This is a genomic window from Pseudoalteromonas sp. NSLLW24 (assembly GCF_015864725.1).
GTDB lineage: Bacteria > Pseudomonadota > Gammaproteobacteria > Enterobacterales > Alteromonadaceae > Pseudoalteromonas > Pseudoalteromonas arctica.
The window spans coordinates 84,578-110,201 of the sequence record NZ_JADYWQ010000014.1; the positions used below are offsets into that span (position 1 = coordinate 84,578).

Here is a 25,624-nt window from a genome sequence, read left to right on the forward strand (position 1 = left end):
ATTTATCTTTTATTGCTGGGTTACTTTTATTTCATCCGTTAAATAAGTCATTAGCCCTATTAAACCTAAATTACACACATGAAAATAACTGCATAATGCAGTTATGATTTATTACTGAATAGCTTTACTGAGTAGCTTAAGTTTTATGCGAGTAACTTTTCGCAATTACTAATATTTGATCGCCGTTTACGCTTTAAATTTTCACAGTAACTTGCTTGTGAATTGGGTCTTCCTACCGCACCATGGAATACGCGTGTAAATTGCGTAGTGAGTTTTAACCAGTTTTCTGGGGATATGTTTAGTCTTTCGAGTAAAGGAAGGGTCATATTATCAATATGCCCGCGTTTATCCTCTCGTATTATTCGCCCTGTTAGCTCAACGAGTTCAAGGTACGATTTAAGCTCAAACGGCAGTCCTTTAGGCATAATCTGACGTGGCATGCCTGCAAAACGTAGTAACTGCTTAGGTTGCTTACCTTCTGCCGCGCATGTTAAGCGATTCTGTACACTGGTATGGTCTGACTCTTCTGGGGTGTTAGCTATTTTAGCTCTAATGGGATTTAAATCAACATAGGCCATACAAGCTGCAAGTGCTGCTTCATCTAATAATGCTTGAGACGTAAAGCGCCCTTCCCAGAACCTCCCTGTGCAGTTATCTTCTTTATTTGCTCTGCGCGCAATGTCTTCATTTAACAACCGCATAAACCAGCTGATACTTGCTAGGCGTTCGCGGTATTGTTTAACCGTTTGATTGAAAAATATGAGCTCAACTTTACTTAACTTTTCACCTCGTACATATTTCTGCGTCAACAATGTTCCTTTACACAGTTTATGCCAGCGGATAACAATCGCTTTATCATTCAGCCTGTTTGCTCGATTATCATCTACATACAGGACTAAGTGAGTGTGATTACTCATAACAGCATAAGCACACACATCAATACAAAATACCTTTGCTAATTCAAGCAGTTTATCTTCAACCCAGCCTCTGCGGTGCTCGTAAGATTTGCCTGTAAAGCGGTCTTCGCCACATAAAAATGCACGACGCACGCAACGCGAAATACAGTGGTAGTATTTTGTATCAACCAAACTTATTTGACGCTTTCTTGCAATTGCCACAAGACACCCTGCTCGTTTTTTGCACTAACTAAAACGTAGTCCTAAATTTTCAAAAGAGCAAAATTTAGGATGGGTGTCATTGTTAATCATTTCCGATATTTTGCGTTTAATGTATACGCTTAGCGCATCCCTAGTTTGTTCCCTCTTAGTAATCTAAAGTTAATTCACAAAGAGGCTATGAGGCGCTTCGCTTTTAAAGAGGATAATGGCTTATATCAAAGCGATTTAACTCAGTTAAGCTTTGGTGTGTGAAGTCAAGATTTGACTTCATTTATTCTCGTAAATTCTTGTTACTTACGCTTTTTAATAAATCGAATTTCGTAATGATATAAACAGGTTCTTTTTTACATTCGACTTTATAAAGATATTTATTTTTAAGAAAATTAGTTTTTTCTTTTATTAAACTAATTTGCTCCCATGGTATTAAAAAACTCCTGGGAAATAGTAGAATCAACATCCGTTTTTGGCTTATAAATATACCTTGCTGAAATGATTTGATATTTAGCCAAGTCCGATATTCACTGTTTTTCTCACGAGAAATATCTGCCACATTCGTCAAGTACATACTGCTTGATTTTAAAAGTGAGGAATCAGAAATAATTAAATCCGTTTTATATTCTCTAGCTAGTTTAGGGTAATACCCAATAATGCTTTGGATATAATTGACTAAAATATAGAACAATAAAAATAAAATTAAGCATATAACAAAGTCCATTTTTTAATACTCCGAAAACTTGCTCTGCACTGCTGACTAAGCTGAAATTTAAGATGGGTGTCTTATTAATTGTTCTAATGGGTGACCCCATTTATTTCTTTTGCTATAAGCGGACTAGAATTATGAGTTAAAATTCGTAGCTAAAAGTTTTAGTTACGTTTAAACACCTTACCACACGTATTACTTGCGTAACTTTTTAATAGCATTTATCGCAATTCCATCTCCGATTATTGGTGAGTATAGTAAAAGTAATTCTTCTAATAACTCAATTTCGGCTCTTTCATAATCATCGGAAGAAACCAAAGCAGATTTCATTAACTTTTCCACTTTTGAGCCAGACTCAACATTTGAATTTCTACCAGAGTCTTCCATAAAACGATCTAACCCATAAATACGATAAGTAAAACGCCCTTTTTTAGTTTTCCATTCATATAATTTACCTGCCACTAAAACCTTTATATGATCTTCATATTTATCAAAGTGTGGGTGTGCAACTTTGTAAGCTTTCGAATTTACTGGAAACTTGACTCTATTTTCTCTATCTAAAACACCTTTATCTCTCTTTTCATTATTGCAATCAGGGCAACTAATACAAAGGTTTTTGGGTTCGAACATAAATGCTGGGTGTGTAGACTTTGAAATTATATGCTCTGCATCCCATGCCCTATTACTTTTGACAATAATTTTTTGTTTGCAGAAACAGCATGTAAAGCATTGTTCCTTTAAGTAGTGGTCTTTAATCGTCTTTCTCACATTAGAGTATATTTCATCACTCCAACTAACTGATTTTTTATCTTTTAACGTTTTGAATTCGGAAGTTAGTTCCTTGTCCTTACCTTTGAATATCACTTCATCCATGTTTCAACACCGTCAAAGCTTTTTTTAGTGTAGATAAGAGATTTTTTACGGGATCATTATCTGGTACTAGCCCATCAAATTCTATAAGACTATTTATTTCTTTAATGAACTCTTCGTCTAGTTTCTTGCCCTCGCTCAATTTATTTAGAACATCGACAATCTGACTAATCAGGTGTTCATTTTTATACCCTGGTGATTTAAATGTAAAAGCGAGTTGATAATCAGATGATTGTAAAGCAATTCCCTTACCCGAAATCACATTAGCTGGATTGTCCTCTAAATTTACAATATATGAATTGGTCTTATTAACAGAAGACACGATATGTGGCGAGTGAGTTGCCAGTATGAAATGGCACCTTTTGTACTTTGAGAACACCTCTGCTAATAATGGCATAAAGTCTTTTTGCCATTCAGGGTGCAGGCTTAGTTCTGGTTCGTCTAGCAAAATGACTGAATCGTCCGATATAGCACCTGCAATAGCTAGTATGTTAAATAAAATACAAAGTTCTCCTGAGCTAGCTTCTTTAAGGAGCACTTTTCTATTGTTGTCATTTTTAGTGAATTCAATATTTGCTAAATCAACTAAATCATATTCAGCTAACACTGAGAATTCTTTAAGAAATCTAGGCTTGTCGTTATTAGAACCACCTATTTCTAGACTTAAAGTAAACTCCTCATCTGTTCGGTGAAAACTATGAGTTTGAGAATTTGACAACAGACCTTCATGTATTTTTTTTGCACTACTAATAATTCTTTCTTTATCTTTATCAGTTAAATTGTCGTCATGCTCTTTCCCTTTGAAAAACCTTACACTTCTTACTGTTTCAAGTGGATCTCTACCCTCTTCTTTTATAACGTCAGAAATTAAAAAGTGGTCAGCAAATTTTAAAAAGACTGTAAATTTCCTCTCAAAGCCTAAATAAGCGAATAGTGGTAAAATTTCATTTGTTCTGTGTTCTGTTTTTAAAAAGAAATTAATAAATGAAGTACCTAGCTGATCGAATTTCGACCTCATATAACTTTTACTAGACCGATCTTTTGTTCTTGCACCTCTATAAAAGTAGTGATCTTTTAAAGTGTTCTGTTCTCCATGCAACCTTCTTTCATCTAGCATAGGAAATTTGTCAAATGGGCTAGATGAAACTGCAATAATTTTAGGAAAAACTATAGCCTTTTCGGAAGAAATATCATCTGACTTATGACTAATCATAAGCTCTCGATTACCAAAATATTGATTTTGAAAATCTTCTAGTACTAATGCGTGTAGATGATTTGGAATATTACTAAGGTCAATATTTTGTGGAATATAAACAGGCTTCTCAATCAGAATTTTATAGGTAGTTTTGTCATTCGTGTAGCCTAAATACCCAGTTTCATCTAGTGAGGAATTTTCTCGACTTTCATAATAATCAAATAAATCTTGAACCCTAAAGTGTTGGAAATTTTCATTTACTAAAGAGGTTATAAATATTTGGCATATTTTCTGAAAAAGCTTACTTTTACCAGACCCATTACGACCAACTACAATTGTGTTTACATTGTGGTTTCTGTCAAAATCCCTTGGGCAGAGTTCAATAACTTTATCTTCAAATCTTACTTCATTAATAATCATTCATAACCTCAATCAGTGACAGAGTTGCGTGTTTAGATACGTGTAACGTCTATCGAACCCCACTTTAGCGTGTTACAACACCCCAAAAAGGCATATTTTACGTTGTTCGATAATTACACCAAAGACGAGAATTAGGATGACGCCCATTCAATTCATTTAGACATACACCCATCTTAATTTAAAATTTAAAATGGGTGTCTTGTTAATTTTTTACTAAATACAAAAAGGCAAAAAGAAAGAGCTGACCCCATCCGTTTCCTCCTATGCCTGCGGTTCATCACCCCACCAGTCAGGTTCAATTTCACCAAAGTCTATATTGCTTGGGGAAGATAAAAGTTCGAAATCAATCAACTCCACATACTCTATACCTTCGTCAAAATCGCCTTCAAAGGTTAATAGAACTTCAGCTTCAAATTCCATTTCTGTACTTGCTGACGAGCTGCCGATAGATACATAATCTCTGTCTATTGAGTCATGTACTGACAGGGAAAATAATGTTGAAGCCTCTGCTACTATATTAATTTTAGCTTCAACTATAAGGGTATTGTTTTGCCCTTGAATGGGTTGTAATAATGCATTGCCATCTTCATCGCAAACGAATTCAAAACTATCGAGTATTACTTCCACATAATCTGGTTCGTAGAAAAATTGCGATGTAGCCTCAGGATATAAATCAATTTCAGCAACTTGTTCTGTCAAATACTGTTCTATTAAAGAATGTAGATCTTCTGGTTCAGAGTTAGGTATTAATTTTGCGATGTTGACACAATAATCAATTGCTGTTGAATGAGGTTGAAACTTAGATATTGCCTCTGCAAGATCTTCGACTACATCGATATATTCAGATTCATCAGCAAAACGTTTCCAATCACCATCTTTTGCAACAGCAAGAATTTTAGTCCTGTGCTCTTTTGCCCAAGACTCTATTGACATTAGTGCAATAGCATCAGGAAATTCGTTTTTCTTTTTTCCTGTTTCTTCGAAAGGAGGTTCAGCTTGAAAATATTTTTTTATAATTTCATCAAGTTCAACACGTCCAGTTGCAGGGATAATTTCTGCACCTATATTATCAATAAACACTTCTAACCTTTGCTTTGCAACATCGCTATCATCCAATTCAGGAACTAGAGCTCTAGATGCGAGTCTAGCATGCTCATCAGAAACGGAAAGGTGTGATTTACTCTCTCGAACAGCTTTTAAAACTGACGCACGAGCATCTTTAGCTTTTTTCTTGAGATGAACGTGAACTTCTCTTACGACGATTTCGGATAATACTAAATGAGAAGGTTTACCGTTAAATTGCTCTAACGTTTTCAATATTCCAGACTCGAGTTTGAGTCCTTTCTCATCAAATATTGATGTATCTACAGTTATTGCGCCATAGTCCATTTTTATAATTCTCGGTTCAATTTACGTACCCAATTTAAGTAGGCATAACGCCAAAATAAAAGGCGAGCGGAGCGAGTCCAGCCCACGATTTTTTGTGGGTGATTTTTGATTACTTTGTTATGTTTCTACTTTAAAAGACCAACAAAATGATAATAGCCCAAAACAAAAAGTAACAATTGCTAAGCCAGCTAAATAAAGATTAATACTGCCTAAGATAAAAAAATATGCTAATAATCCGCTGGTTAGCCCTAATGAAGCAACAATAGCCAAAGGGTTCTTATCTTTTAACCGACCTTCAGATTCAAAAAATGATAAAAATTTATATATAACTAAAAGAACAATTGAAAATGTAGCCAAATATGAAGCGTAAACAGCTGGGCCACTTAATGAAATAAACTTTACTGAAATAGCTAATAAATAGGCAGATAGAATAGCCGTCATACCGCTTGTTAATCCATTAAAGTGTGATATAGCTCTTTTTCTTGCATTAGCTTTAATTTGAAATTTAGTCCGTTTTGCCATTTGAATACATACTCCTAAAAAACATAACAACTTCTTCAACACCAAATTGGTGGATTATAGCCCCCAAAACGGCGTATATAACGTTGTTCAATAATCACACCAAACAACTCATTTATAGAAACTAATTACAATTTCTATTCAATGACTTATGTTATTTACCCAAAACGACTTTTAATAATGTTATTGAATAAATTGTAAACAACTGTATTTATACACAGCCATTAATTAAATTTATTTTTATTTAACCAAACCTTTAACTAAACGATTTATCAAATTACCACTCATTTTAAAACCGTGTATCTCTCTCACAAGGGTCACTATCACCGTCGCCATCCATTTTTGTATTCGGGCAGTTATTAATAAAAAATACAGCTTCTTCGCGTGAGCGCATTTCAGTACAATATTGCCTGCCATCACACGTAAAATTTTGCGTTTTTTTAGGAATAACGACTTTTGGATATTTTTCATCAAAGGTGGCTAAATCGTCATTAGTGGCTAAATCATTGGTGATAATGGGTGTTTGGCTGCTTGAGTGAGTGTTGTATTTATTAATCGCATAAAAACAAAGTGCTGCAATAAGCGCTATTGAGGCAACTTTACCTAAAAAGCTACTGGCAAAATTAGACTTTGCGATACGGTACGGCTGGTTATTGTGTTTTTGGTAAGGTGCTTTAAGCTCTGCAACGCCTTCTATACGACAGTTAACTGCTTTGGTTTTGCCGTCGGGCTGTGTTGCCACTTCAAAGTAAATGGTGTCGCCTACTTTTGGCTTGCGGCTCATGTGTTTGAGCGCTGATATGTGTATAAACGTGTCGTGTTCTAGGGTGTCTGATTTAATAAAACCAAAACCTTTGTCGGTTTTCCACGTCTTTAACAATCCTTTGTGCATGTATCCGCCTATTTTGCTTAAGCTGCGTTTTACGCAAATTCCATTTAGTTAACACTTGTTATTATACGTTCCTAAATTAAAACCATGCAACCAAATATTCATATTGCGTTAATTTTTATGCTTTACCTAATAAAATAAACTCAAAATAAACGTGCTAAAAACAACTAAAACTCAACTTATTTTATTTATAATTTGCGGCCAAATGTCCTTTAATTCACATCAACCATTGCGCACTCACCCACTAGCTTAACAGCTTGTTTACACAAGGTTTTGTCATTAGTTATTTCTATCTGAATCAGCCGTTTTTAGTACGATTTTTCATTCGTTATTTACTTAATTTATCTATACAATCCACACCTTATTTTTACGCACAAATTTCAAGTGATTATCTCATGCTATTAACGATTGTTTATATTATTGGTATTACAGCAGAAGCCATGACAGGCGCACTTAGCGCAGGACGAATGAAAATGGATTGGTTTGGCGTAGTGCTGGTAGCCAGCGCCACCGCAATTGGCGGTGGTAGCGTGCGAGATATATTACTAGGCAATTACCCGCTTACATGGGTACAACACCCAGAATATTTATTAATTACCTGTATTGCCGGTATTGTCACTACGTGGCTTGCCAAATGGGTAGTTAAATTTAAAGGTATATTTATGCGCTTGGATGCCCTTGGTTTAGCTGCCTTTAGTATTATTGGCTGCCAAGTGGGTCTAAATATGGGATTACATTACGGTATTTGTGTAGTGGCCGCCGTTGTTACTGGCGTATTTGGTGGGTTACTCCGCGATTTGATTTGTCGCCAAGCACCGTTAGTATTACACAATGAGCTGTATGCAAGCGTATCGTTACTTGTAGCGTGCTTATACCTAGCATTGCACCATTACAATATTGACGACAACATAAGCATTATTGTGAGCTTGGTTGCAGGCTACTTAATACGTATGGCATCAATACGCTTTAAGTGGCGCTTACCGACCTTTAGTTTATTAGAACCCGCTAAGTAAGTAACTTAAATAAATTATATGAGACAGGCTTGAATCTGCTAGGCAATCAGGCAATAAAGCCTGTCTCCCCTTTTATTACTCTTTAATGCTCTCTATCACTATTTAATACTCACTACATCACTTAACGCGGTTTTAGAGTCGCTGTTATTGTGCGGCATTACGCTAAAACTGCCGTCGGTTTCTAGCACTACTGCGGCTACATCTTCTATGGCTAATATACCCGCACCACGAATAGCAGCGCGAATTTCTGATTTTGTTACGCGTTGTGATTTAAGGGCTGCCGTGCAATATTCACCATCACTCAGTAACAACGTGGGCTCAGCTTTTACTAAAGCTGCAAATTTTGACGAGCGCACACTAAGCCAGGTAATTAAATATTGCAGCCCTATTAAAACAACAAAGGCCAATATACCCTCAAGCAGCGCGACACTTTTTGAAATAATAACGGATGCTAATATAGAGCCCAGCGCAATGGTAACTACAAAGTCGAACACATTCCATTTAGATAGTGTTCGCTTGCCCGATACACGTAACCAAAACACCAGCGCTACATAACCCAGTACACCAATAATAAGTACGCGCACTAACCCCTGAACATCATCAAAAAACATGCTTACTCCTTTATTTTTAAAGCCGCTATTAAATTTAACCCTTCTTTAATTGAGTTAATAGCTTTGCACCTAAAATCGTACCAATGGGGATAAATAAAAGCCATAGATATGCATAAAACTTTAAAGCAGATTTAAGCAATGCAAAGTCATTAACACGTTTATTTTTAAGCAATATGTAATTTATAAAATAGCCAACTATTGCTGGTGCAATTTGTATTAACGAAATTACAATACCTGATGAAATATGCCCTGCTATTAATTTAGGGTCGCCACCAGCAAATGCTGCATAAGCATTATAAATACCTGTAAAAAAACTAATTAGCGAGATTAGCAAAAAAGCCTGTAAAAACAGGCTTACTATGGCTAAAAATACGATTGAAGATTGTTTCAAAATCATCCTTAATTTAGCTAATGCATTGTTTAAAGTTAGTTTTATGGCCCAATGGTTTTATCTGTCAGTGCTGCTAATACTTTACCTATTTTTTTAGCCGCAGGGCAATTTACTGCGTTATGGCGCTCAGCTATATATGTAGGATCGTTATAGCTTAACCACACTTGCGATTGTGCGTCTTCCCATACCAGTGCTTTTATCGGTAAATCAATACCTATTGTTTGTGCGCACTGCATAAGAGGTGTGCCGCCTTTGGGGTTACCAAATATAAGAACCTCTGTTGGGCGTAGTTGTTGTTCTACTTTTTTAGCACCAGCTGCGTGATCTATTCGTGCAAATATATTTAGCCCTTTCTGTTTTGCCAAATTCTCAAACTTATCCATAGTAGCTTTAGCGCTTAATGGGCTTTTTACTGAAATTAGTCCCTCTACTGCGTTAGCATTTGTAATAGCAAAGAGTAATGCGAGTCCAAAAATAATATTTAGTGTTTTCATAGTGTCTCCGTTTAAATATAAAAATACTGAGCGTTATTGCTCCTTTAATTTTTACAATGTACATTTTTTGCTAGGTAATTAACTTTAATAAATTTTTTGGCTGATGGTTATCTGTTTCAATGTATAATAAATTTAAAGGGAGAAATACATGCACATTGGAATAATTGAAGATCATCAATTAGTACGCGACAGTTTTAAAAAACTACTAGAGCTACAAGCAGACTGGGAAGTAATAATAGAAGCCTGCAATGTTAGCCAAGCAAAACTGGCTGTTGAGCTTGAACAACCCGATATATTTATTGTTGATATATCACTTAATGAATCAGAAACCGGCCTTACATTTTTAACCTACCTTAACGAAAATTTCCCTGAAATTAAAACCATTGTTGCCTCCATGCACGATTACGAACCTTATGTAAGTAATGCGCTACGATTAGGCGCACTTGGTTACGTCTCTAAACGATCTGCGTCGGAGGAGTTAATTGATGCAGTTAAATCGGTTGCATTAGGTAAACGCTATATAAGTGAAGATGTGAATTTTGCTTTAAATACGCCAAACTCAGCGTTAACTATTTTAACTAACCGAGAGCTCGAAGCTTTACCACTGTTAGCAAAGGGCTTTAATGCAAAGCAAATAGCACAAAAATTAGAAATAATGCCTAAAACAGCGCATGTGCATAAAGCAAATATTTACAGCAAGCTTAATGTAACAACATCGTTTGAACTGCTAAAAATAGCGATTGATGCGGGAGTAATTCAGCTAGATGAACTTACCTAGTACATTACCTGCTTTTAATTTTTCTATTGCAGCAACCGCTAAAGAAATTACAAAGCAGTTTGTAGTTGGCGTAATTTATTTTATTGCCTGTATTGCTGCTTTTTGGGTTGGGGCTAATTTAGAAACTGTCCCTGAAAGTAGCGCTATATTTATTCCTGCAGGGATAAAAATTGCTTTTTATTTGCTTTCGCCAACTCGGTATTGGATTACGTTGTGGATATCGTCTCGTGCTTTGGCTGCTCACTTAGGTTATACAATGACCGGGGTTTGGGAGTTTAATTTACTGCATGGTTTTTGGCAGGAGCTTTGCTTTTTTGCCCTTGTGTATGTGTTTAAACATAGCCGCTGGCCACCAAGTATTAATAATAGTTTAGGTATACTTTCGTTGATTTTATTGTGTGTTGCGAGCACCTCAATAAAGTGGTTTTTGTTTTCTAGTGCGTTTGAATTTACAAACATATTGGTTGCTAAAGAGCTATTACAGTATCAGTTAAATATGTGCCTTGGCGATATAACAGGCTCGTTATTAGTTGCGCCGTTTATTATGCTACTTCACTCTTTAAACCTTTCGTTAAAGCGCCCGGCATTACTTAAAGTAACTAATTTAACGGTTACGTTAGCTACTGTTTTACTTGTTGCGATGCTTGTATACCTTATACGGCCCGATACCTACCCATTACTACGCCTTGCATCGTTATTACCTATTATTTGGTTTTCGTATCGCTTTGGCGTACTTGGCGCAGTAAGTAGTGCGACACTTATAAATGCACTAATAATAGTTGAAGCAAGCATGACCCATGAGCCTAGTAATACCTATATTAGCCAGTTGTTTATTTTGGCTAATGCGATTACCAGCATGGTGTTAGGCGCGGCAATTACAGAGCTTAAACGTAAAAATGCTGAATTAAAAAAGATTAACCGCGCACTAACTAAGCAGCTTAATCAAAATACCCTTCTTGGGGCTAAAATGGTGAGCGTGCAAGAAAACGAGCGTAAGCACCTTTCACAAGAGTTACACGACGAACTTGGGCAAAACTTAACGGCTTTAAAAACCGACTTGGCTATTTTATCGCACCTTTGTGATGAAAAAACACAATCGTTTGTGGCTACGTTAAAAAGCAATGCAAACTCTATGTACGATTCTGTTTACCAATTAATGCACTACCTTCGCCCTCGTGAATTAGACGAGTTAGGGCTACAAAATGCGATGACTCAAGGGCGATTAAAAAGTTTACTTACAAAAGCAAGTATAGGCTATGAGGTTAATTTTAACGTAGATGATACTCTCACTAAAGAGCATGAAATTGCCGTTTACAGGATTTGCCAAGAAGCTGTTACCAATTGTATTAAGCATAGTAACGCGACCAAACTTATTATAAATATTAAAACGGATAGTCAGTTTATAAAATTAGAAATTAGTGATAACGGAAGCGAAGTAAAACCAACAGAAAACTCAGGCCACTATGGTTTAGCTTTTATACAAGAGCGAGCTATTGCGCTGGGTGGTAGCTTTAAGGTTACTAATCAAGGCGGCTTTACCATTAAGGTAAAACTGCCTATAAATATTGGCCGTTAAACACTTTAACAAATTGATACTTGCTTAGTGTAAAACTTTTGCCTTGGTTGATCATCAAATGCGCTATCTGGGTTTACCTGAATTTCAACTTGGTTACCCACCAGCTGTAGCAATAGTCCGGTAGCTATTTGGCAATTGCCTAAGGTTGATTTTACTATTACCTTTTTACCTATAGCGTCTTGCAGCCTTGGTTTTGGTAAATTAGGGTTATTAACAGGCCTCAAACCTTCTGCTTTTACAAATAAATTTATGCAGTAAAGTTTAGCTGCGGCGACTCTTTGCTCGTTCATTTTAGCTATATCAACATTATTCAAAAAATGAATAATGGCTTGGTTAGCGCGGCTAAAGTCACTGGTTACATCATCTAGTTCGCGCCCTGCTGCCCACTTTCGGGTAACTAAATACTTGCCAGCTTCCACTCTTGCTAAGGTAATCGACGCTCCGGTCATTTTACTAAACCACTCAATACAATAACTTGCTGTATTGGTGTTATGAAGTAATACGCTCATACTGCCAAATTCTTTTGTACTTTCATCTAATAAAGTCATATTTGTATCTTAACGTCCCAGTTTTCAATAGTTTATTAGCAATTATGAAAGTAAAAAATCATCCATATTCCTAATCAACCTAGGAAAATGGCTTAGAAAATAACACGTGCTATTTATAAAGCTCCGTTTTGACAGTTAATTCCACTATTAATGGTTAAAAAGTAAAGCAGTGGTTTAAATTTATCATACGGTTGATTATGATAAATTAAGTACTATATCTATGCTTTCGCTTTATTATTTTCAGTAAGGATCACCATGTCTAGCTATAACGAATCTCCAGAGCAAATTGAACAAGCCACGCAAGGCTATGTGATGCAGCAAACTATGTTGCGTATTAAAGATCCAAAGCCGTCTTTAGAATTTTATGAAAATGTATTGGGTATGAAGCTTTTAGGTAAGTATGACTTTCCTGGTATGAAGTTTACGCTTTACTTTTTAGGCTACGAACAAGAGTTGCCAGAAGGCGATGATAAGGCAAAAGCTGAATGGGTGTTTCGTCGCCCTGCGTTAATTGAGTTAACCCATAATTGGGGCACTGAAAACGACGACAGTTTTGAGGGATACCACAGCGGTAATCAAGAACCTAAAGGCTTTGGCCATATTGGTATTAGCGTGCCGGATGTTTACGCAGCCTGTGAGCGCTTTGCAAAATACGATGTAGAGTTTGTAAAAAAACCAGATGATGGTTCAATGAAAGGCTTAGCCTTTATTAAAGATCCTGACGGCTACTGGATTGAAATACTCTCTGCAGAGGGAATTACCGAGATTATCCTTTCTCAGTAATAACGATTTATTTATATTAAAAACCAGCTTTTTAGCTGGTTTTTTTAATCGTAAAAATTCATTTTTATTTATAGGCCCAAGCATCGGTTATTGTTACTTGGCAATTGTTATAACTAGCCGCTTGTTTTTGCGCAATACCTCTTACTCTAAAGTTTGTTGAATCATTAGGTAGTATAATTAGGTCTTCGTCGGTTATTGATAGCGTATCGAATAGAGTGTTTTGATCTGTTAAAAAATCGACCTTAAACTTTATATTTTTAAACGAAAAATCTGATTCATTTTTTATTTGCCCTATACAGGCAACATACAAACCATCGGTTTCATTTTTAGTGCTTATTTGGTTTACATTAGCAGTTAGGTTTTTTTGTGCTTGTTCTTCAAGCCCTGCTACATATATATTTTGATAAAAAATAAACCCAAAAATACCAACAATAATTAAGGCCAATGCACCAATAATAATGGGATTGTTTTCTAAGTTAGAATATTTAGCTTGAAGTGAGGTGCATTGCGGGCATTTTTTAGCCCGTGAATCTATGGCGCTAAAACACATAATGCATTCTTTAGTTTGCTGCATCTTTTCCACTACAATAAGCATCCTTGTTAATTATTAAATGTTAAGTATTAAAACCAGTAGTATTGCTGACTTTAAGTTATTTTAGTTTACTTATACATAATAACTTCGTAAACACATATAGCTTAAAAAAGTAACGATTTTATAAAGCAATACAAGGCTCTGTATATAAACACAGTGCATGCGTGTTTTGGTATTTTAACGTAAACATAAAAAAGCCAGCAATTAAGCTGGCTTAGTATATTAACTATTTTACATAATTACTTACGAAGTGCGTCGATTCGAGCATCAAGCGGTGGGTGCGACGAAAACAACTCAGCAACGCCTTTCCCACTTGCAATACCAAAGGCCATCATTGAACCTTCTAATTGCGATGGATGATTTTGCTTTAAACGCTCAAGGGCTGATCGCATTTTATCGGCACCTACCAATTTAGCCGCGCCGCTGTCGGCTGCAAATTCACGTTTACGGCTGTAACTTGCCACGACTATGCTTGCTAGCACACCAAATAATACTTGGAATAACATATCGAATAAGAAGTATGTCCAGCTACTGCCGCCCTCTTCTTCATCGCTATTAATAAAGTTATCTACTATGCCTGCAAGTACTTTTGCAGCAAATATTACAAAGGTGTTTACCACGCCTTGTATTAGGGTAAGCGTTACCATGTCGCCGTTAGCTACGTGCGATACTTCGTGGGCAAGTACGGCTTCGGCTTGATCTTTAGTCATGTTGTGCATTAAGCCTGTGCTTACTGCCACTAACGAGTTGTTTTTACTTGGGCCGGTTGCAAATGCGTTCATTTCTGGGCTGTCGTAAATAGCCACTTCTGGCATTTTAATACCTGCTTTTTGTGCTTGCGCAGATACCGTTTGTACAAGCCAATGTTCGGTTTCGTTTCGAGGCTGCGTAATTACATGCGCGCCTGTTGATTTTTTAGCGATCCATTTCGACATAAATAACGAAATAAACGATCCACCAAAACCAAATACGGTGGCTATAAGTAAAATTCCGCCAAGGCTACGATGGCTTAAGCCCAGCGCGCTCATTATTATTGAAAGCACTACACCTAATACCAACATAACCGCTAGGTTAGTTAATAAAAACAAAAATACACGTTTCATATTGTCCTCACAAAAATAGTTTTGATCACCGAACATAAAATTAAATTAGGTTAAAGCAATCACTGCGTTATGACACACTATGTCATAACGTTAGCGCTATTTTGTGACAAACTATGTCATAACACAAGTGTTATTTATGTGTTTATTGATAATTTTTTTAGGAAGAGTTTTACAGCAAATTTAAATATGAAGTTTCTTTATAAATCAGCTTATTACAAGCTATGATTTAGCTCTGCCATATCAATTGGAAAACCACGCTCGTGTGCCAATATGCGTGCAACTTCGCCAATTTTTTCGCCGCTATTATGTTTAAGGTACGACCATTGGTGGGTACTGCGGTGATAATTTACAGCAGGATCGCTGCTTATTATTCCCAACTTTATAAACTCACCCACTATCTGATCTGCCGCTATTAACGTTGACGATGCTTTAACATTTTCGGCCCGCGCATAATTAATATGCGAATATAAACTTACATCGGCTACGCGCAAAGTGTCGTCATCACCTGGGATTTGTTGCCCGCCAAACAAGGCATTATTTTGTTTATTAGCAGTTTTAAACGCAGGTACAAACTCGGCTACATAATCAATTGCTGTTTGGGTACGTGTTTGCAACGCTGCTTTGTCCCAGCCGTCTTTAATATAATGCAGGTATTTATTGGGAAGTTTAGGTTGTGCGCTCATTGGCGTTGCATCAGCTAACCCATCATTAAACAATGTAATGTTGTTAGTCATGCCATGTATTTGAAAGTAACCATTAGGGTAAGGGGTTAGCTGCGCCATGCCCTCTGGCGTACCACGGTTTCCATAAATAATTATTTCGGGTATTTGCCCACCAGCACCTTGCCAATGAGTAATGTAAGAGGCTTTAAATTCAACCATGCGTTTTACATCTACCCCAACGAGGTCGTCAATAATACCGGTTTGAAAACCACACGCATTAATAAGGTAATCTACCTCAATGGTTTGTGTATCGGCTTGTGTATCGGTTTGAGTATCAGGTTGTTCATCAAGGCTTGGCTCTGATTGATATTCAATGCGCCACTTAAGTGTTTGCTTATCATTATTGGTATTTATAACTGGCGATACATTTTTAACACTGGTGCTTGTTAAAACATGAGCGTGTTTGTACTGTGCAAGGGCGAGTTGTGCACTGGCCGATAAACGAAATATATTCCAGCCATATTCTTGTGCAGCAATGAGCGGGAACTTTAACTTATTTAAATCTAAATGCTTAGCCACGGGTATCATCCACTCATCTAACGACGTGGGCTTGGCTACTTGTTTTTGCTTAGCAAGCTTTAGCATTTGTGCGCGGCTATATAACTGATAATAATGCTCTGGCTCGCCTAATACTTTGTTAGCGCTGTCTTGCTCTACAAGCTCGCTGTAGGCTTTTACTAATTTATTTAAACGCGGAAATAAATCCTCTGGTGCTTCGTCATCGCGCTTGGGTACGGCAAATACTGTGGGGCGAACATCGATGGTGTGAGGATAAAGGCGCGCAATGTCTATACATTGCTTGAGTAAATCTATGCAGTCTTCATCGGATATTTCACGGTATAAGTTGCCACCTGCATGCAAATGGCACATTGGAGGGCCATCAATTAACGACTTTTTCTTTTCAAGTACATAAGTTTCTAACCCTAACGCAGCAAGCCTAATGGCTATTGTGGCGCCAGCTGTGCCTCCACCTATTATACCTACGCGTTTTTTAGGTAAGCCATAGTTTAGTGCTTTTGGCTCAGCGCTTACGTGCGCATCTGGGGCGTAGCTTTCAATAAATGGGTGCGTCATATAGTCGTTATGTCCTTAGTAACTTAGTAACATTGTCTTTAAGCAAGCTATGTATTTATAAATGTTTATATGTGTACTAAGGCTGACTATTTCAAGATTTACCTAAAAAAGTAAATCTTTTTAAACCACTTAAGTGTTTATAGATAATGCACTAAGCAAGCTTTTGTATATTTGTAACTTAGGAGTTTGCTCGCTGTATGGGCTTATAGCAAGTATTGGGAACGGTAAACGTGCTTTGAGTGAATCAAGGTTTGCTTGATACTCGTCCATGTTTTTATCAACTTGGTTTGCAATCCAGCCAACGCAGTTTATACCCATACTTTGCATATGCGCAGCGGTTAGTAACGCATGATTTAAGCAACCTAATTTCATACCAACAACGAGTATTACCGGCAGTTGCTCTGCTTTAACCCAGTCGTATAAATACTCCGTATTGTTAATAGGTAACGCCCAGCCACCAGCACCTTCAGTAAGTATGTAATTAGCGCCCTGCTGTTTTACATCTTTATAAGCATCACTTAGTTTATCAATAGTAATACTAACTCCAACTTGCTCAGCGGCTATATGCGGCGCAATAGGTGGTGCAAACGCAAACGGATTTACTACGTCGTATTTAGCGCTCACTGTTGCGCTTTCCATTAGTATGAGAGCATCGGCATTTACTAGTTGATCGAACGCCATTTCGCAGCCAGCAGCAAGGGGTTTAAAGCCAATGGCTTGTTTTTTGTGTTGGGCAAGTAACTTTAATAGCAAACTGGTAACGTGGGTTTTTCCGGCATCGGTGTCGGTGCCTGTTATAAAAAATTCTTTCATGCGTTGCCTTTAATGTCTTTGGGCTTATTTAGTGTTTTTCTAATGATAACAGCACCACATGATAAGACACACATGCTTTGTTATTTATAAGCGGATACGCACTGCATACTTTTTGTAGCGCCGATTTGGTAAGTAACCCTTGACGTGTATTGGTATGATTTTGCGTAGTTGCACCTATAGCTTTAATTGAGGCAATAGCTTTTAAAGGTGTTGTGTATTCATCGGTGTAGATACGTTTTTGAGCGCTGTTAATAGTAAACCCTGCTTTTTGGACTGATTGGTTTATATGCAACTCACTATTAAAGGTATTTATGTGGCTGTTAGAATCAAGCGCTGCAAAGGCTGTTTTTATTTCGTTAAGTGAGCCCTCTACCACAGCGCTTATGTACGCCTGCCCGCCTGGTTTTAATATGCTGTAAAGTGATTGCATTAAAGCCGAAAAATTAGCAGACCACTGCACTGCAAAATTACTGTAAATTACATCAACACTGTTTGCTTGTAGCGGTAAGTTATCCATATCGGCGCATATTTTTGGTGCGGTTAAATCACTACTTTGTAGCATGTTTAAGCTCAAATCCATGGCAATAACGCTTGCAAACATACTTTGTAAGGTATGCGTATTAACAAGTGGGCCTGCGCCTAAATCAACACAAAGCATATTTTTATTAAAGCCTGGTTTTATGAGTGCAAATAGATCACTCGCAGCATGTTTTTGTACATTTGCATGGGCGTTATAACTCGCCGCCGCCTTTGAAAACTTACTTTGGGTGGACTTTTTAAGCTCCTTGCTTAAATCCTTGTTTAACTCTCTATTTAAATCGCTACTTACTAGGCACGGTTTTACAAGTTGTGTTTGCACTAGATCTGTTTTTAATACTGGCTGAGCAATCATGCTATTGCACCTACTAAATGCTTAACTAAGTGCGTTATATCTTGCTCGGTATGTGCGGCGGTTAAAGTAATGCGCAAACGTGAGGTGTTATGTGCGACCGTGGGCGGTCTAATTGCAGTGAGCCAAATACCTTGTTGTTTAAGTTTATCTGCCGCTTGCAACGTTTGCTCAGCGCAGCCTAATACAATGGGCTGTATGGCGGTGTTTGACTCCATTACAGCAATATTGTGAGTTTTAGCGAGTTGCTTAAATAACGCAATATTGGCATTTAGCTTATCGCGTTTATAATCAGCTGTTTTTATGTTTTTAATACGCGCAAGTGTGTGGCTTGCCATAAGCGGCGACATAGCAGTTGAATACGTGTAATCGCGATTAAATTGCAGCATGTAATCAATAAACTGTTTACTGCCTAATACACATGCGCCGCTACTGGCGACTGCTTTACCAAAGGTAATGACTAATATATCTGGAAGTGTTTGTGTAATAAATGCTTCGCAACTGCCTAAACCCGTTTTACCTAATGCGCCAAAGCCATGTGCGTCGTCAATCATTAGCCATGCGCTGTGCTGTTTTGCAAGTGCGAGTAATTCTTTAAGTGGTGCGGTATCGCCATCCATCGAAAACACGCCTTCGCTTATAATTAGCTTGTTTTGCGCTTTTGATTTTTCGAGCCGTGAACGTAAGTGGTTTAAATCGTTATGATTAAAACGCACTAAAGCCGCGTTACAATGCATAGCCCCGTCAATCAAGCTTGCATGATTTAACTTATCTTGAAAAATAGCGCTGTTTTGTGCAGCGGCTTTATCTTGAAACAACGCTTTAATTACGCTGCTATTAGCGCTAAACCCTGAGTTAAACAACATGCCTGCGCCATAACCAAATTGCTCACATAAGTATTGTTCAAGCGATTTTTGCTGCGCCTGATAACCCGTAACTAATGCTGAGCTGTGACTACCTAATGCGTGGGAGTCATTAAGATTAACAGCCACATCTCCAAAACCTAAGTAGTCGTTACTGGCAAAGTTAAGGTAGGTTTTGTTATTAACTGTTATGGTGCGCGCTGTTGCATGTTGCACTACGTGGCGTTTACGAAGTAACGCATCTTGCTGGCGAGCCTCAAGATGCGTGTTTATAAAATCAAAAGGCATAGATATAAAAGCCTACGCTTCGTAAAACAATTCAGAGGTTGCTTTGTCGGCTACTTGCGATGAAAGCGAAGCTTCTACTGCTTCGTCTGAATAGTCGTGACGCTTTTCTGGGTTCATGCCTAATTTTTTAATTAGGTTCATATCGGCATCAGCGTCTGGGTTTTCGGTGGTAAGAAGTTTGTCGCCATAAAATATTGAGTTAGCGCCTGCAAAAAAGCACATTGACTGCATTTGCTCGTTCATGGCGTTACGCCCTGCCGATAAACGCACATAGCTATGTGGCATCATAATACGGGCTGTTGCAATGGTACGCACAAATTCAAAGTGATCTAAATCGTCTATGTTTTCAAGCGGTGTGCCTTTAACTTTTACAAGCATATTAATAGGCACGCTTTCTGGCTGTTGTGGCAAGTTAGCGAGCTGCATAAGTAGCCCGTAGCGGTCACTTGCTTGCTCGCCCATACCAACAATACCGCCCGAACATACTTTCATACCGGCATCGCGTACGTGATCAATGGTGTTTAATCTATCTTGAAAAGTGCGGGTTGATATAATTTGCTCGTAATATTCAGGTGATGTATCGAGGTTGTGATTGTAGTAATCAAGCCCTGCGTCTCTAAGTTCATGGGCTTTTTCGTTTGTGAGTTTACCCAGTGTCATACAGGTTTCAAGGCCTAGCTCTTTTACTTCTTTAACCATTTGCGAAATGTATGGCATGTCTCTGTCTTTTGGATCTGACCATGCTGCGCCCATACAAAAACGCGTTGCGCCTTTTTGTTTTGCTAGGCGTGCTTGCTCTACTACTTTTTCTACTTCTATTAAGCGTTCGCGCTCTAAATCAGTACGGTAGTGCCCCGACTGCGGGCAATATTTACAATCTTCTGGGCAAGCGCCTGTTTTAATTGATAACAACGTAGAAATTTGCACTTCATTAGGGTTAAAGTTAGCACGGTGAACCGATGCGGCTTTAAAAAGTAAATCGTTAAATGGCATTTCAAATAATGCTTTAACTTCAGCGTGGGTCCAATCGTGACGAACAGGTGCAAGTTCCATAATACTCTCTTATTTTTTCTCAACGGTGATATTGGCTTAGTCTACGAGTTGAAGTAACATTGTCAACGAAGCCCATCAAGTTAAAGTTTACATATGATTAAAAATAATACGATTGACCTTGATTTTGATCGTGAGCACATTTGGCATCCATATACATCTATGACTAAGCCAATTCCGGTATACCCTGTTACACATGCAAATCACAACATTATTCACCTCGAAACTGGCGAGCAATTAATCGATGGCATGGCCTCGTGGTGGAGCGCAATACATGGCTATAATCACCCTGTTATAAATAACGCCATGATTGAGCAAATTAATAATATGAGCCACATTATGTTTGGCGGAATTACGCATAACAGCGCGGTAGAGCTGTGCAAAAAAATAGTAAATATAACGCCGCCTAGTTTAACTAAAGTGTTTTTAGCCGACAGCGGATCGGTAAGTGTTGAAGTAGCAATAAAAATGGCGCTGCAGTATTGGTTAAGCCAAGGTATTACAACAAAACAAAAATTAATGACGCCTTACAAGGGCTACCATGGCGACACCTTTGCAGCCATGAGCGTATGCGATCCCGTTAACTCAATGCATAGTTTATATTCAGGCTTTTTACCTGAACACATTTTTGTACCTGCACCGGTTAGTCAATTTAGGGGCGAGTTTAACAAAGCTGAAGCCAAAGAGCTTGAAGAATACTTTAAAGCAAATCACAGCCAAGTTGCCGCCTTCATAATTGAGCCTATTGTACAAAACGCGGGTGGGATGAACTTTTATCACCCTGATTATTTAGCCTGGGTGCGTAAGTTATGTACGCAATATAACGTATTGCTAATTTGCGACGAAATTGCCACAGGCTTTGGCCGTACAGGTAAATTATTTGCTGTAGAGCACGCCAATATAGAGCCCGATATAATGTGTATTGGTAAAGCATTAACTGGCGGCTCAATGACGCTATCGGCCACTATCACTAGCAATAAAATAGCCATTGGCATAAGCGAAGGTGAAGCAGGTGTTTTAATGCACGGCCCCACTTTTATGGGCAACCCGCTTGCCTGTGCTGCGGCCTGCGCAAGTATTGATTTATTACTTGAGCAAAACTGGCAACATCGAATAAAGCAAATAAACACCCAGCTACAACAACTTAATAAATGCAGTGAACTAGATGCGGTTGCCAATGTGCGTACCTTAGGTGCAATAGGCGTTGTTGAACTAAACGAGGCTGCTGGCAATGTTGATGTTGCTAAAATTCAGGCTTATTTTGTAGAGCAAGGTGTATGGATACGTCCATTCGGTAAACTAATTTACCTTATGCCACCGTATATAAGTGACGATGCAAGTATAAAAACACTGTGTGATGCCATTTATAATGCCATTAAAGGCAAGCATTACGCTTAATAGTCGGTCTCAATAACTAATCCTAATACAGGTTATAGCGCTATTTACTGTAACCTACCGCTACATTTAGTGTTTTTATCTATTAAGCGAGTTTGTGGTTATTGATCTCGTTAACTATTAGCTATATGATAATGTCTATCATTTACAATTACCTTTTTGGACTTCTTTGCTATGAAATTACTATTTAAACCAGCCAAAACTTTAGGTGCAAGCCTTTTACTAGCCTCGGCGTTTATGGCTCAACCAGTATTAGCTAACGGCCCTATTGGCGAGCATGTTAATCATCTTCAAGCTAACCTTAAAAGTTACGCAGAAGAAGTAGAATGGATGGTAGGCAAAGTTGATACCATGGTAAGCGACTACGACACTAAAGGCGCAAAAGCTGTAAAAACTGATGATTTAATTGAATACTGGGAGTCAGTTAAGTTTCACAGCGCAATAGAAACTAACTTCGTACCGGTATACGCTTCTATTTGGCAGGGTCTTTATGGCGTAAAAATGGCCATTGATAATAAACAGCCTGCTGAGGAAGTTCGTAAACAACAAAAAGCGATGAACATAGCCTTGTGGCAAGGCCTTGGGGCTGTTAAGCTTGCTGCAAAATTCCAGCAAAAAGGCTTGTTAGACACTGTAAAAGCAACCGCTACAAAAGAAATGACACAAAGTGCCACAATTGATGAAATTAAGCACAAATTAGACCGTGTAGTAGCTAAATTTGCTGAGCGTTTACAAGACGAAGCAACTGAAATTGTTCACGATACTTACCTACACCTGTTTGAAGGCGTTGAAGGTACACTTATTGAGCAAGACGCTAACCTAGTTGAAGTGCTGGAAAAAGACTTTAACGTAACACTGCCACTAGCAATTAAAAACAGCAAAAGCGTAGATGAAGTACGCGATGTGATCAGTGATATGCAAACAAAATTAGACCGTGCTAAGGTTTTAATAGAAAAAGCCGAAAAAGCCCGTAAGGATGTATTTTAAGTGAAGCGTAGGACCTTTATTCAAGGCCTAGCTGCGTTAGGGGTGGTTGGCTCATTGCCACTGCCTCTTTCTCGTGCGCTAGCCGCTGATATAGCAAACCCAGTTTCTGTTGATGATTTACCAAAGCTTAAAGGCGAGTTAACCCTTTATTTAGGCCGAGGCGAAGGTGGTTTGTATGAAAACGTATTGCAAGCAATCCAGAAAAAAAATCCAGACTTTAAACTCGGTATACGCCGAGGTCCTACTGCTGCTTTAGCAAATACGATTGTTGCAGAAGCTAAAGCCGGCGTTCGCCGCGCTGATTTATTTTGGGCGGTTGATTCAGGCGCGATTGGTTTAGTAACCGATGCAGGCCTTGCACAACCTATCCCAGGTGATTTATCTGCTCAGTTACAACCACAATTTAGATATAAAGAGTGGGCTCCAGTAACTGGCCGTATTCGTACATTGCCATATAACACGTCGCGTTTGACCAAAGATCAAATTCCAACAAGTATTATGGAAATTGCCGACAGCGATTTAAGTATTGGCTGGGCGCCCGCCTACGCTTCTTTTCAATCGTTTGTAACCGCAATGCGAATTTTAGAAGGCGACGACAAAACTGCTAAGTGGCTTAAAAAGATAAAAAAACGTGCTAAAACATACGCTGGAGAATTAGGTGTTGTTATGGGCGTTGAACGCGGTGAAGTTGATATTGGTTTTGCTAATCATTATTACACATTGCGTTTAAAATCAGGCAAGCCTGATGCTAAGCTTGATTTAGCATTTACACAAAATGATGCTGGCTGTTTAGTTAATGCATCGGGTGTATTAGCGCTTAACGACGATCCGCTTGCTACTAACTTTATGCGTTACTTACTAAGTAAAGAAGTACAAGGTTACTTAGCCAGTGAAGCGTACGAAATTCCGTTAGTAAATGGTATTACCCAACCTGAGGGTCTACCATCACTTGCTAATATTTCTCCACCTAAAGTAGATTTAACACAGCTTGCTGATTTACGCCCTACTATAGATTTGATGCGTAGCAGCGGCGTATTGTAATGAGAATACCTGCCTCTTATCCAATGGCGCTGCTTGCAGCGCTTGTTGCGCTTACCCCTGTTTATGTATTAATAGTGCTTGCAAGCGATGCAAGCTCAGTGTTTGACACCCACAATCTTCAAATTTTAGGTAACACGTTATCGTTAATGGGTTTAACGGTACTCGGATCTATTTTAATTGGTGTGCCACTGGCGTTTATTAGCGCGTATGTGCATTTGCCATTTAAAAAACTCTGGCTGGTTGTATTTGCAGCGCCGCTGGCAATCCCCAGTTATATTGGCGCGTTTACACTTTATGCTGCTTTTGGCCCCGGTGGCGAAATAAACACCTTAACAGGAATAGAAACACCATCAATGTATGGCCTAACAGGCGCTGCAATTGTGATGACGCTTTATACTTTCCCGTTTGTAATGATGACAACTCGCTCATCCCTACTAAGCCTTGATGCAAGCATGGTTAATGCCGCGCGTACGCTGGGTATGTCGATGACGCAAAGTATATTTAAAGTTATATTACCGCGCGTAGTTAACGGTATTGCAGCAGGCTCTTTGTTAGTAGCGCTTTATACGTTATCAGACTTTGGCACGCCCGCAATGATGCGCTTAGATACGTTTACCCGCGTAATTTACGTTGAATACAACGCTTTTGCGTTAGGGCGCGCAGCCATGCTTTCGCTTCAACTGATGGTTATTGTTGGCTTTTTACTTTTAGTTGAATCACAAATAAAAACAGCCCCTGAGCGCCAAGGTCGTCCGTTAATTTTATTCCCAAGCAAATTACAATTAAGTGCAATGTTTGTTACGTTTGCACCTGTTTTGCTACTCGCTATTGGCTTGCCTTTGGCTATATTTTCGCTTTGGTTAGCTCGTGATGGTTTTAGCTCATTTGATTTTAATATTGCGTGGAACTCTACGTATGCATCGGGTATTGCGGCAATTGTAGCCGTTATCGTTGCGATCCCCGTTGCGCATGCCGCACTGAGTGGAAAAGCGGGTCGTATAATGGAGCGTGTTACTTACTTTGGTTTTGGTATTCCGGGTATAGTAATGGGCACAGCGCTTGTTTACGGTGGTTTGCAGTTACCGTTTTTATATCAAACACTGGGATTGCTTATTATTGCTTATATGCTGCGATTTTTACCACTTGCTGTGGGCTCTGTTAGAACAAGCACCGAACACTTAGATCCAAGCTTAGTAAAGTCTGCGCGCGTATTAGGGGCAAGCCCACGTGAAGTATTTACTCGTATAACACTGCCTTTAACTATGCGCGGTATTATTGCCGGTGCAGCACTGGTGTTTTTAGAGTCAATGCGCGAACTCGAAGCCACACTACTACTTGGCCCAACAGGGTTTGAAACCCTCTCTACATATTTATGGCGTGTATACGAAGCGGGCTATTTTGGTCGCGCTGCTATTCCTGGATTATTGTTAGTAGTGATATCTGCCTGCGGGTTAGCTATTATGATGTCTGGCGAAAAACGCAACCAGTTTGAACATTAAGGATTTAAGAAACA

General features: G+C 38.4%; 26 protein-coding genes. 8 read left to right on the forward strand and 18 right to left on the reverse strand.

Going from position 1 to position 25,624, the window contains the following annotated elements:
• Positions 1-143: 143 nt before the first annotated feature.
• The 7 genes from I6E72_RS14560 to I6E72_RS14590 form a co-directional block, all read right to left on the reverse strand.
• Positions 144-1,118, reverse strand: coding sequence for a transposase (locus tag I6E72_RS14560; RefSeq protein WP_197112843.1), 975 nt, complete (start codon positions 1,116-1,118; stop codon positions 144-146).
• A gap of 271 nt (positions 1,119-1,389) precedes the next feature.
• The gene (locus tag I6E72_RS14565) at positions 1,390-1,833 is read right to left on the reverse strand and encodes a hypothetical protein (RefSeq protein ID WP_197112845.1); all 444 of its coding nucleotides are present in this window, start codon (positions 1,831-1,833) and stop codon (positions 1,390-1,392) included.
• Positions 1,834-2,013: 180 nt separating this feature from the next.
• Positions 2,014-2,691, reverse strand: coding sequence for an HNH endonuclease (locus I6E72_RS14570; RefSeq protein ID WP_197112847.1), 678 nt, complete (start codon positions 2,689-2,691; stop codon positions 2,014-2,016).
• Positions 2,684-4,303: an AAA family ATPase gene (locus I6E72_RS14575; protein WP_197112849.1), complete on the reverse strand. Its 1,620-nt coding sequence runs from the start codon at positions 4,301-4,303 to the stop codon at positions 2,684-2,686. The genes I6E72_RS14570 and I6E72_RS14575 overlap by 8 nt, the downstream gene beginning before the upstream one ends.
• Before the next feature lie 261 nt (positions 4,304-4,564).
• Positions 4,565-5,692, reverse strand: coding sequence for a PIN domain-containing protein (locus I6E72_RS14580; protein WP_197112851.1), 1,128 nt, complete (start codon positions 5,690-5,692; stop codon positions 4,565-4,567).
• 117 nt (positions 5,693-5,809) lie between these two features.
• A complete protein-coding gene (locus I6E72_RS14585; RefSeq protein WP_197112854.1) occupies positions 5,810-6,214 on the reverse strand; it encodes a hypothetical protein in 405 nt (134 codons plus the stop codon).
• 286 nt (positions 6,215-6,500) lie between these two features.
• A complete protein-coding gene (locus I6E72_RS14590; RefSeq protein WP_197112855.1) occupies positions 6,501-7,103 on the reverse strand; it encodes a cold shock domain-containing protein in 603 nt (200 codons plus the stop codon).
• A 392-nt stretch (positions 7,104-7,495) separates the two neighbouring features.
• Here I6E72_RS14590 and I6E72_RS14595 point away from each other — a divergent pair, with 392 nt between their 5' ends.
• Positions 7,496-8,113, forward strand: a complete 618-nt coding sequence (locus I6E72_RS14595; protein ID WP_197112857.1) for a trimeric intracellular cation channel family protein — start codon at positions 7,496-7,498, stop codon at positions 8,111-8,113.
• Between the two features lie 98 nt (positions 8,114-8,211).
• Here the strand turns inward: I6E72_RS14595 and I6E72_RS14600 are convergent, their stop codons facing one another.
• Genes I6E72_RS14600 through I6E72_RS14610 form a run of 3 tightly spaced genes read right to left on the reverse strand, consistent with a single transcriptional unit; the run spans position 8,212 to position 9,609 of the window.
• Entirely contained in the window at positions 8,212-8,724 is a 513-nt protein-coding gene (locus I6E72_RS14600) for a DUF421 domain-containing protein (protein WP_197112859.1), read from the reverse strand.
• Between the two features lie 34 nt (positions 8,725-8,758).
• Positions 8,759-9,115 carry a hypothetical protein gene (locus tag I6E72_RS14605; protein WP_231620560.1) on the reverse strand — a complete coding sequence of 119 codons (357 nt, stop codon included), beginning with the start codon at positions 9,113-9,115 and terminating at the stop codon, positions 8,759-8,761.
• Between the two features lie 41 nt (positions 9,116-9,156).
• The gene (locus I6E72_RS14610) at positions 9,157-9,609 is read right to left on the reverse strand and encodes a DUF302 domain-containing protein (protein ID WP_197112863.1); all 453 of its coding nucleotides are present in this window, start codon (positions 9,607-9,609) and stop codon (positions 9,157-9,159) included.
• A 148-nt stretch (positions 9,610-9,757) separates the two neighbouring features.
• Here I6E72_RS14610 and I6E72_RS14615 point away from each other — a divergent pair, with 148 nt between their 5' ends.
• Both I6E72_RS14615 and I6E72_RS14620 read left to right on the forward strand, forming a co-directional pair.
• Positions 9,758-10,387 (forward strand): response regulator transcription factor, encoded by a 630-nt coding sequence (locus tag I6E72_RS14615; RefSeq protein WP_024599605.1) that lies wholly within the window; start codon positions 9,758-9,760, stop codon positions 10,385-10,387.
• Positions 10,374-11,963, forward strand: a complete 1,590-nt coding sequence (locus I6E72_RS14620; protein WP_197112865.1) for an MASE1 domain-containing protein — start codon at positions 10,374-10,376, stop codon at positions 11,961-11,963. Before I6E72_RS14615 ends, I6E72_RS14620 begins: the two co-directional genes overlap by 14 nt.
• Before the next feature lie 5 nt (positions 11,964-11,968).
• Here I6E72_RS14620 and I6E72_RS14625 read toward each other — a convergent pair whose 3' ends face one another.
• Positions 11,969-12,511 carry a hypothetical protein gene (locus tag I6E72_RS14625; protein ID WP_197112867.1) on the reverse strand — a complete coding sequence of 181 codons (543 nt, stop codon included), beginning with the start codon at positions 12,509-12,511 and terminating at the stop codon, positions 11,969-11,971.
• Between the two features lie 255 nt (positions 12,512-12,766).
• On the opposite strand from I6E72_RS14625, the gene gloA reads away from it, so the two are divergent.
• Positions 12,767-13,294 (forward strand): lactoylglutathione lyase, encoded by a 528-nt coding sequence (gene gloA, locus I6E72_RS14630; RefSeq protein WP_197112868.1) that lies wholly within the window; start codon positions 12,767-12,769, stop codon positions 13,292-13,294.
• Between the two features lie 64 nt (positions 13,295-13,358).
• Here gloA and I6E72_RS14635 read toward each other — a convergent pair whose 3' ends face one another.
• The 7 genes from I6E72_RS14635 to bioB form a co-directional block, all read right to left on the reverse strand.
• Complete coding sequence (locus I6E72_RS14635) at positions 13,359-13,868, reverse strand: hypothetical protein (RefSeq protein ID WP_231620564.1); 510 nt, start codon at positions 13,866-13,868, stop codon at positions 13,359-13,361.
• A 257-nt stretch (positions 13,869-14,125) separates the two neighbouring features.
• Positions 14,126-14,989: a protease HtpX gene (htpX, locus tag I6E72_RS14640; protein ID WP_182736359.1), complete on the reverse strand. Its 864-nt coding sequence runs from the start codon at positions 14,987-14,989 to the stop codon at positions 14,126-14,128.
• A 212-nt stretch (positions 14,990-15,201) separates the two neighbouring features.
• Complete coding sequence (locus I6E72_RS14645) at positions 15,202-16,785, reverse strand: FAD-dependent oxidoreductase (protein ID WP_197112870.1); 1,584 nt, start codon at positions 16,783-16,785, stop codon at positions 15,202-15,204.
• 129 nt (positions 16,786-16,914) lie between these two features.
• Positions 16,915-17,598, reverse strand: coding sequence for a dethiobiotin synthase (bioD, locus tag I6E72_RS14650; protein WP_197112872.1), 684 nt, complete (start codon positions 17,596-17,598; stop codon positions 16,915-16,917).
• A 28-nt stretch (positions 17,599-17,626) separates the two neighbouring features.
• Positions 17,627-18,490, reverse strand: coding sequence for a methyltransferase domain-containing protein (locus I6E72_RS14655; RefSeq protein ID WP_197112874.1), 864 nt, complete (start codon positions 18,488-18,490; stop codon positions 17,627-17,629).
• Positions 18,487-19,638, reverse strand: coding sequence for an aminotransferase class I/II-fold pyridoxal phosphate-dependent enzyme (locus I6E72_RS14660; protein WP_197112876.1), 1,152 nt, complete (start codon positions 19,636-19,638; stop codon positions 18,487-18,489). The genes I6E72_RS14655 and I6E72_RS14660 overlap by 4 nt, the downstream gene beginning before the upstream one ends.
• A gap of 12 nt (positions 19,639-19,650) precedes the next feature.
• Positions 19,651-20,691: a biotin synthase BioB gene (gene bioB, locus I6E72_RS14665; RefSeq protein ID WP_166419596.1), complete on the reverse strand. Its 1,041-nt coding sequence runs from the start codon at positions 20,689-20,691 to the stop codon at positions 19,651-19,653.
• Between the two features lie 93 nt (positions 20,692-20,784).
• Between bioB and bioA the strand changes: the two genes are divergently transcribed.
• The 4 genes from bioA (at position 20,785) to I6E72_RS14685 (ending at position 25,610) form a co-directional block, all read left to right on the forward strand.
• On the forward strand, positions 20,785-22,086 hold the full coding sequence (gene bioA / locus I6E72_RS14670) for an adenosylmethionine--8-amino-7-oxononanoate transaminase (protein WP_197112878.1): 1,302 nt from the start codon (positions 20,785-20,787) through the stop codon (positions 22,084-22,086).
• A gap of 171 nt (positions 22,087-22,257) precedes the next feature.
• Positions 22,258-23,070, forward strand: a complete 813-nt coding sequence (locus I6E72_RS14675) for a hypothetical protein (protein WP_007586790.1) — start codon at positions 22,258-22,260, stop codon at positions 23,068-23,070.
• Complete coding sequence (locus I6E72_RS14680; RefSeq protein ID WP_010552741.1) at positions 23,071-24,111, forward strand: extracellular solute-binding protein; 1,041 nt, start codon at positions 23,071-23,073, stop codon at positions 24,109-24,111.
• A complete protein-coding gene (locus I6E72_RS14685; protein WP_197112880.1) occupies positions 24,111-25,610 on the forward strand; it encodes an ABC transporter permease in 1,500 nt (499 codons plus the stop codon). Before I6E72_RS14680 ends, I6E72_RS14685 begins: the two co-directional genes overlap by 1 nt.
• Positions 25,611-25,624: the final 14 nt, after the last annotated feature.

Excerpts from the sequence above, each read along its gene's own strand:
- I6E72_RS14565 (WP_197112845.1), bottom strand. The coding sequence starts at position 1,833 with ATGGACTTTGTTATATGCTTAATTTTATTTTTATTGTTCTATATTTTA.
- I6E72_RS14570 (WP_197112847.1), bottom strand. The coding sequence starts at position 2,691 with ATGGATGAAGTGATATTCAAAGGTAAGGACAAGGAACTAACTTCCGAA.
- I6E72_RS14575 (WP_197112849.1), bottom strand. The coding sequence starts at position 4,303 with ATGATTATTAATGAAGTAAGATTTGAAGATAAAGTTATTGAACTCTGC.
- I6E72_RS14580 (WP_197112851.1), bottom strand. The coding sequence starts at position 5,692 with ATGGACTATGGCGCAATAACTGTAGATACATCAATATTTGATGAGAAA.
- I6E72_RS14585 (WP_197112854.1), bottom strand. The coding sequence starts at position 6,214 with ATGGCAAAACGGACTAAATTTCAAATTAAAGCTAATGCAAGAAAAAGA.
- I6E72_RS14590 (WP_197112855.1), bottom strand. The coding sequence starts at position 7,103 with ATGCACAAAGGATTGTTAAAGACGTGGAAAACCGACAAAGGTTTTGGT.
- I6E72_RS14595 (WP_197112857.1), top strand. The coding sequence starts at position 7,496 with ATGCTATTAACGATTGTTTATATTATTGGTATTACAGCAGAAGCCATG.
- I6E72_RS14600 (WP_197112859.1), bottom strand. The coding sequence starts at position 8,724 with ATGTTTTTTGATGATGTTCAGGGGTTAGTGCGCGTACTTATTATTGGT.
- I6E72_RS14610 (WP_197112863.1), bottom strand. The coding sequence starts at position 9,609 with ATGAAAACACTAAATATTATTTTTGGACTCGCATTACTCTTTGCTATT.
- I6E72_RS14615 (WP_024599605.1), top strand. The coding sequence starts at position 9,758 with ATGCACATTGGAATAATTGAAGATCATCAATTAGTACGCGACAGTTTT.
- I6E72_RS14620 (WP_197112865.1), top strand. The coding sequence starts at position 10,374 with ATGAACTTACCTAGTACATTACCTGCTTTTAATTTTTCTATTGCAGCA.
- I6E72_RS14625 (WP_197112867.1), bottom strand. The coding sequence starts at position 12,511 with ATGACTTTATTAGATGAAAGTACAAAAGAATTTGGCAGTATGAGCGTA.
- gloA (WP_197112868.1), top strand. The coding sequence starts at position 12,767 with ATGTCTAGCTATAACGAATCTCCAGAGCAAATTGAACAAGCCACGCAA.
- I6E72_RS14635 (WP_231620564.1), bottom strand. The coding sequence starts at position 13,868 with ATGCAGCAAACTAAAGAATGCATTATGTGTTTTAGCGCCATAGATTCA.
- htpX (WP_182736359.1), bottom strand. The coding sequence starts at position 14,989 with ATGAAACGTGTATTTTTGTTTTTATTAACTAACCTAGCGGTTATGTTG.
- I6E72_RS14645 (WP_197112870.1), bottom strand. The coding sequence starts at position 16,785 with ATGACGCACCCATTTATTGAAAGCTACGCCCCAGATGCGCACGTAAGC.
- bioD (WP_197112872.1), bottom strand. The coding sequence starts at position 17,598 with ATGAAAGAATTTTTTATAACAGGCACCGACACCGATGCCGGAAAAACC.
- I6E72_RS14655 (WP_197112874.1), bottom strand. The coding sequence starts at position 18,490 with ATGATTGCTCAGCCAGTATTAAAAACAGATCTAGTGCAAACACAACTT.
- I6E72_RS14660 (WP_197112876.1), bottom strand. The coding sequence starts at position 19,638 with ATGCCTTTTGATTTTATAAACACGCATCTTGAGGCTCGCCAGCAAGAT.
- bioB (WP_166419596.1), bottom strand. The coding sequence starts at position 20,691 with ATGGAACTTGCACCTGTTCGTCACGATTGGACCCACGCTGAAGTTAAA.
- bioA (WP_197112878.1), top strand. The coding sequence starts at position 20,785 with ATGATTAAAAATAATACGATTGACCTTGATTTTGATCGTGAGCACATT.
- I6E72_RS14675 (WP_007586790.1), top strand. The coding sequence starts at position 22,258 with ATGAAATTACTATTTAAACCAGCCAAAACTTTAGGTGCAAGCCTTTTA.
- I6E72_RS14685 (WP_197112880.1), top strand. The coding sequence starts at position 24,111 with ATGAGAATACCTGCCTCTTATCCAATGGCGCTGCTTGCAGCGCTTGTT.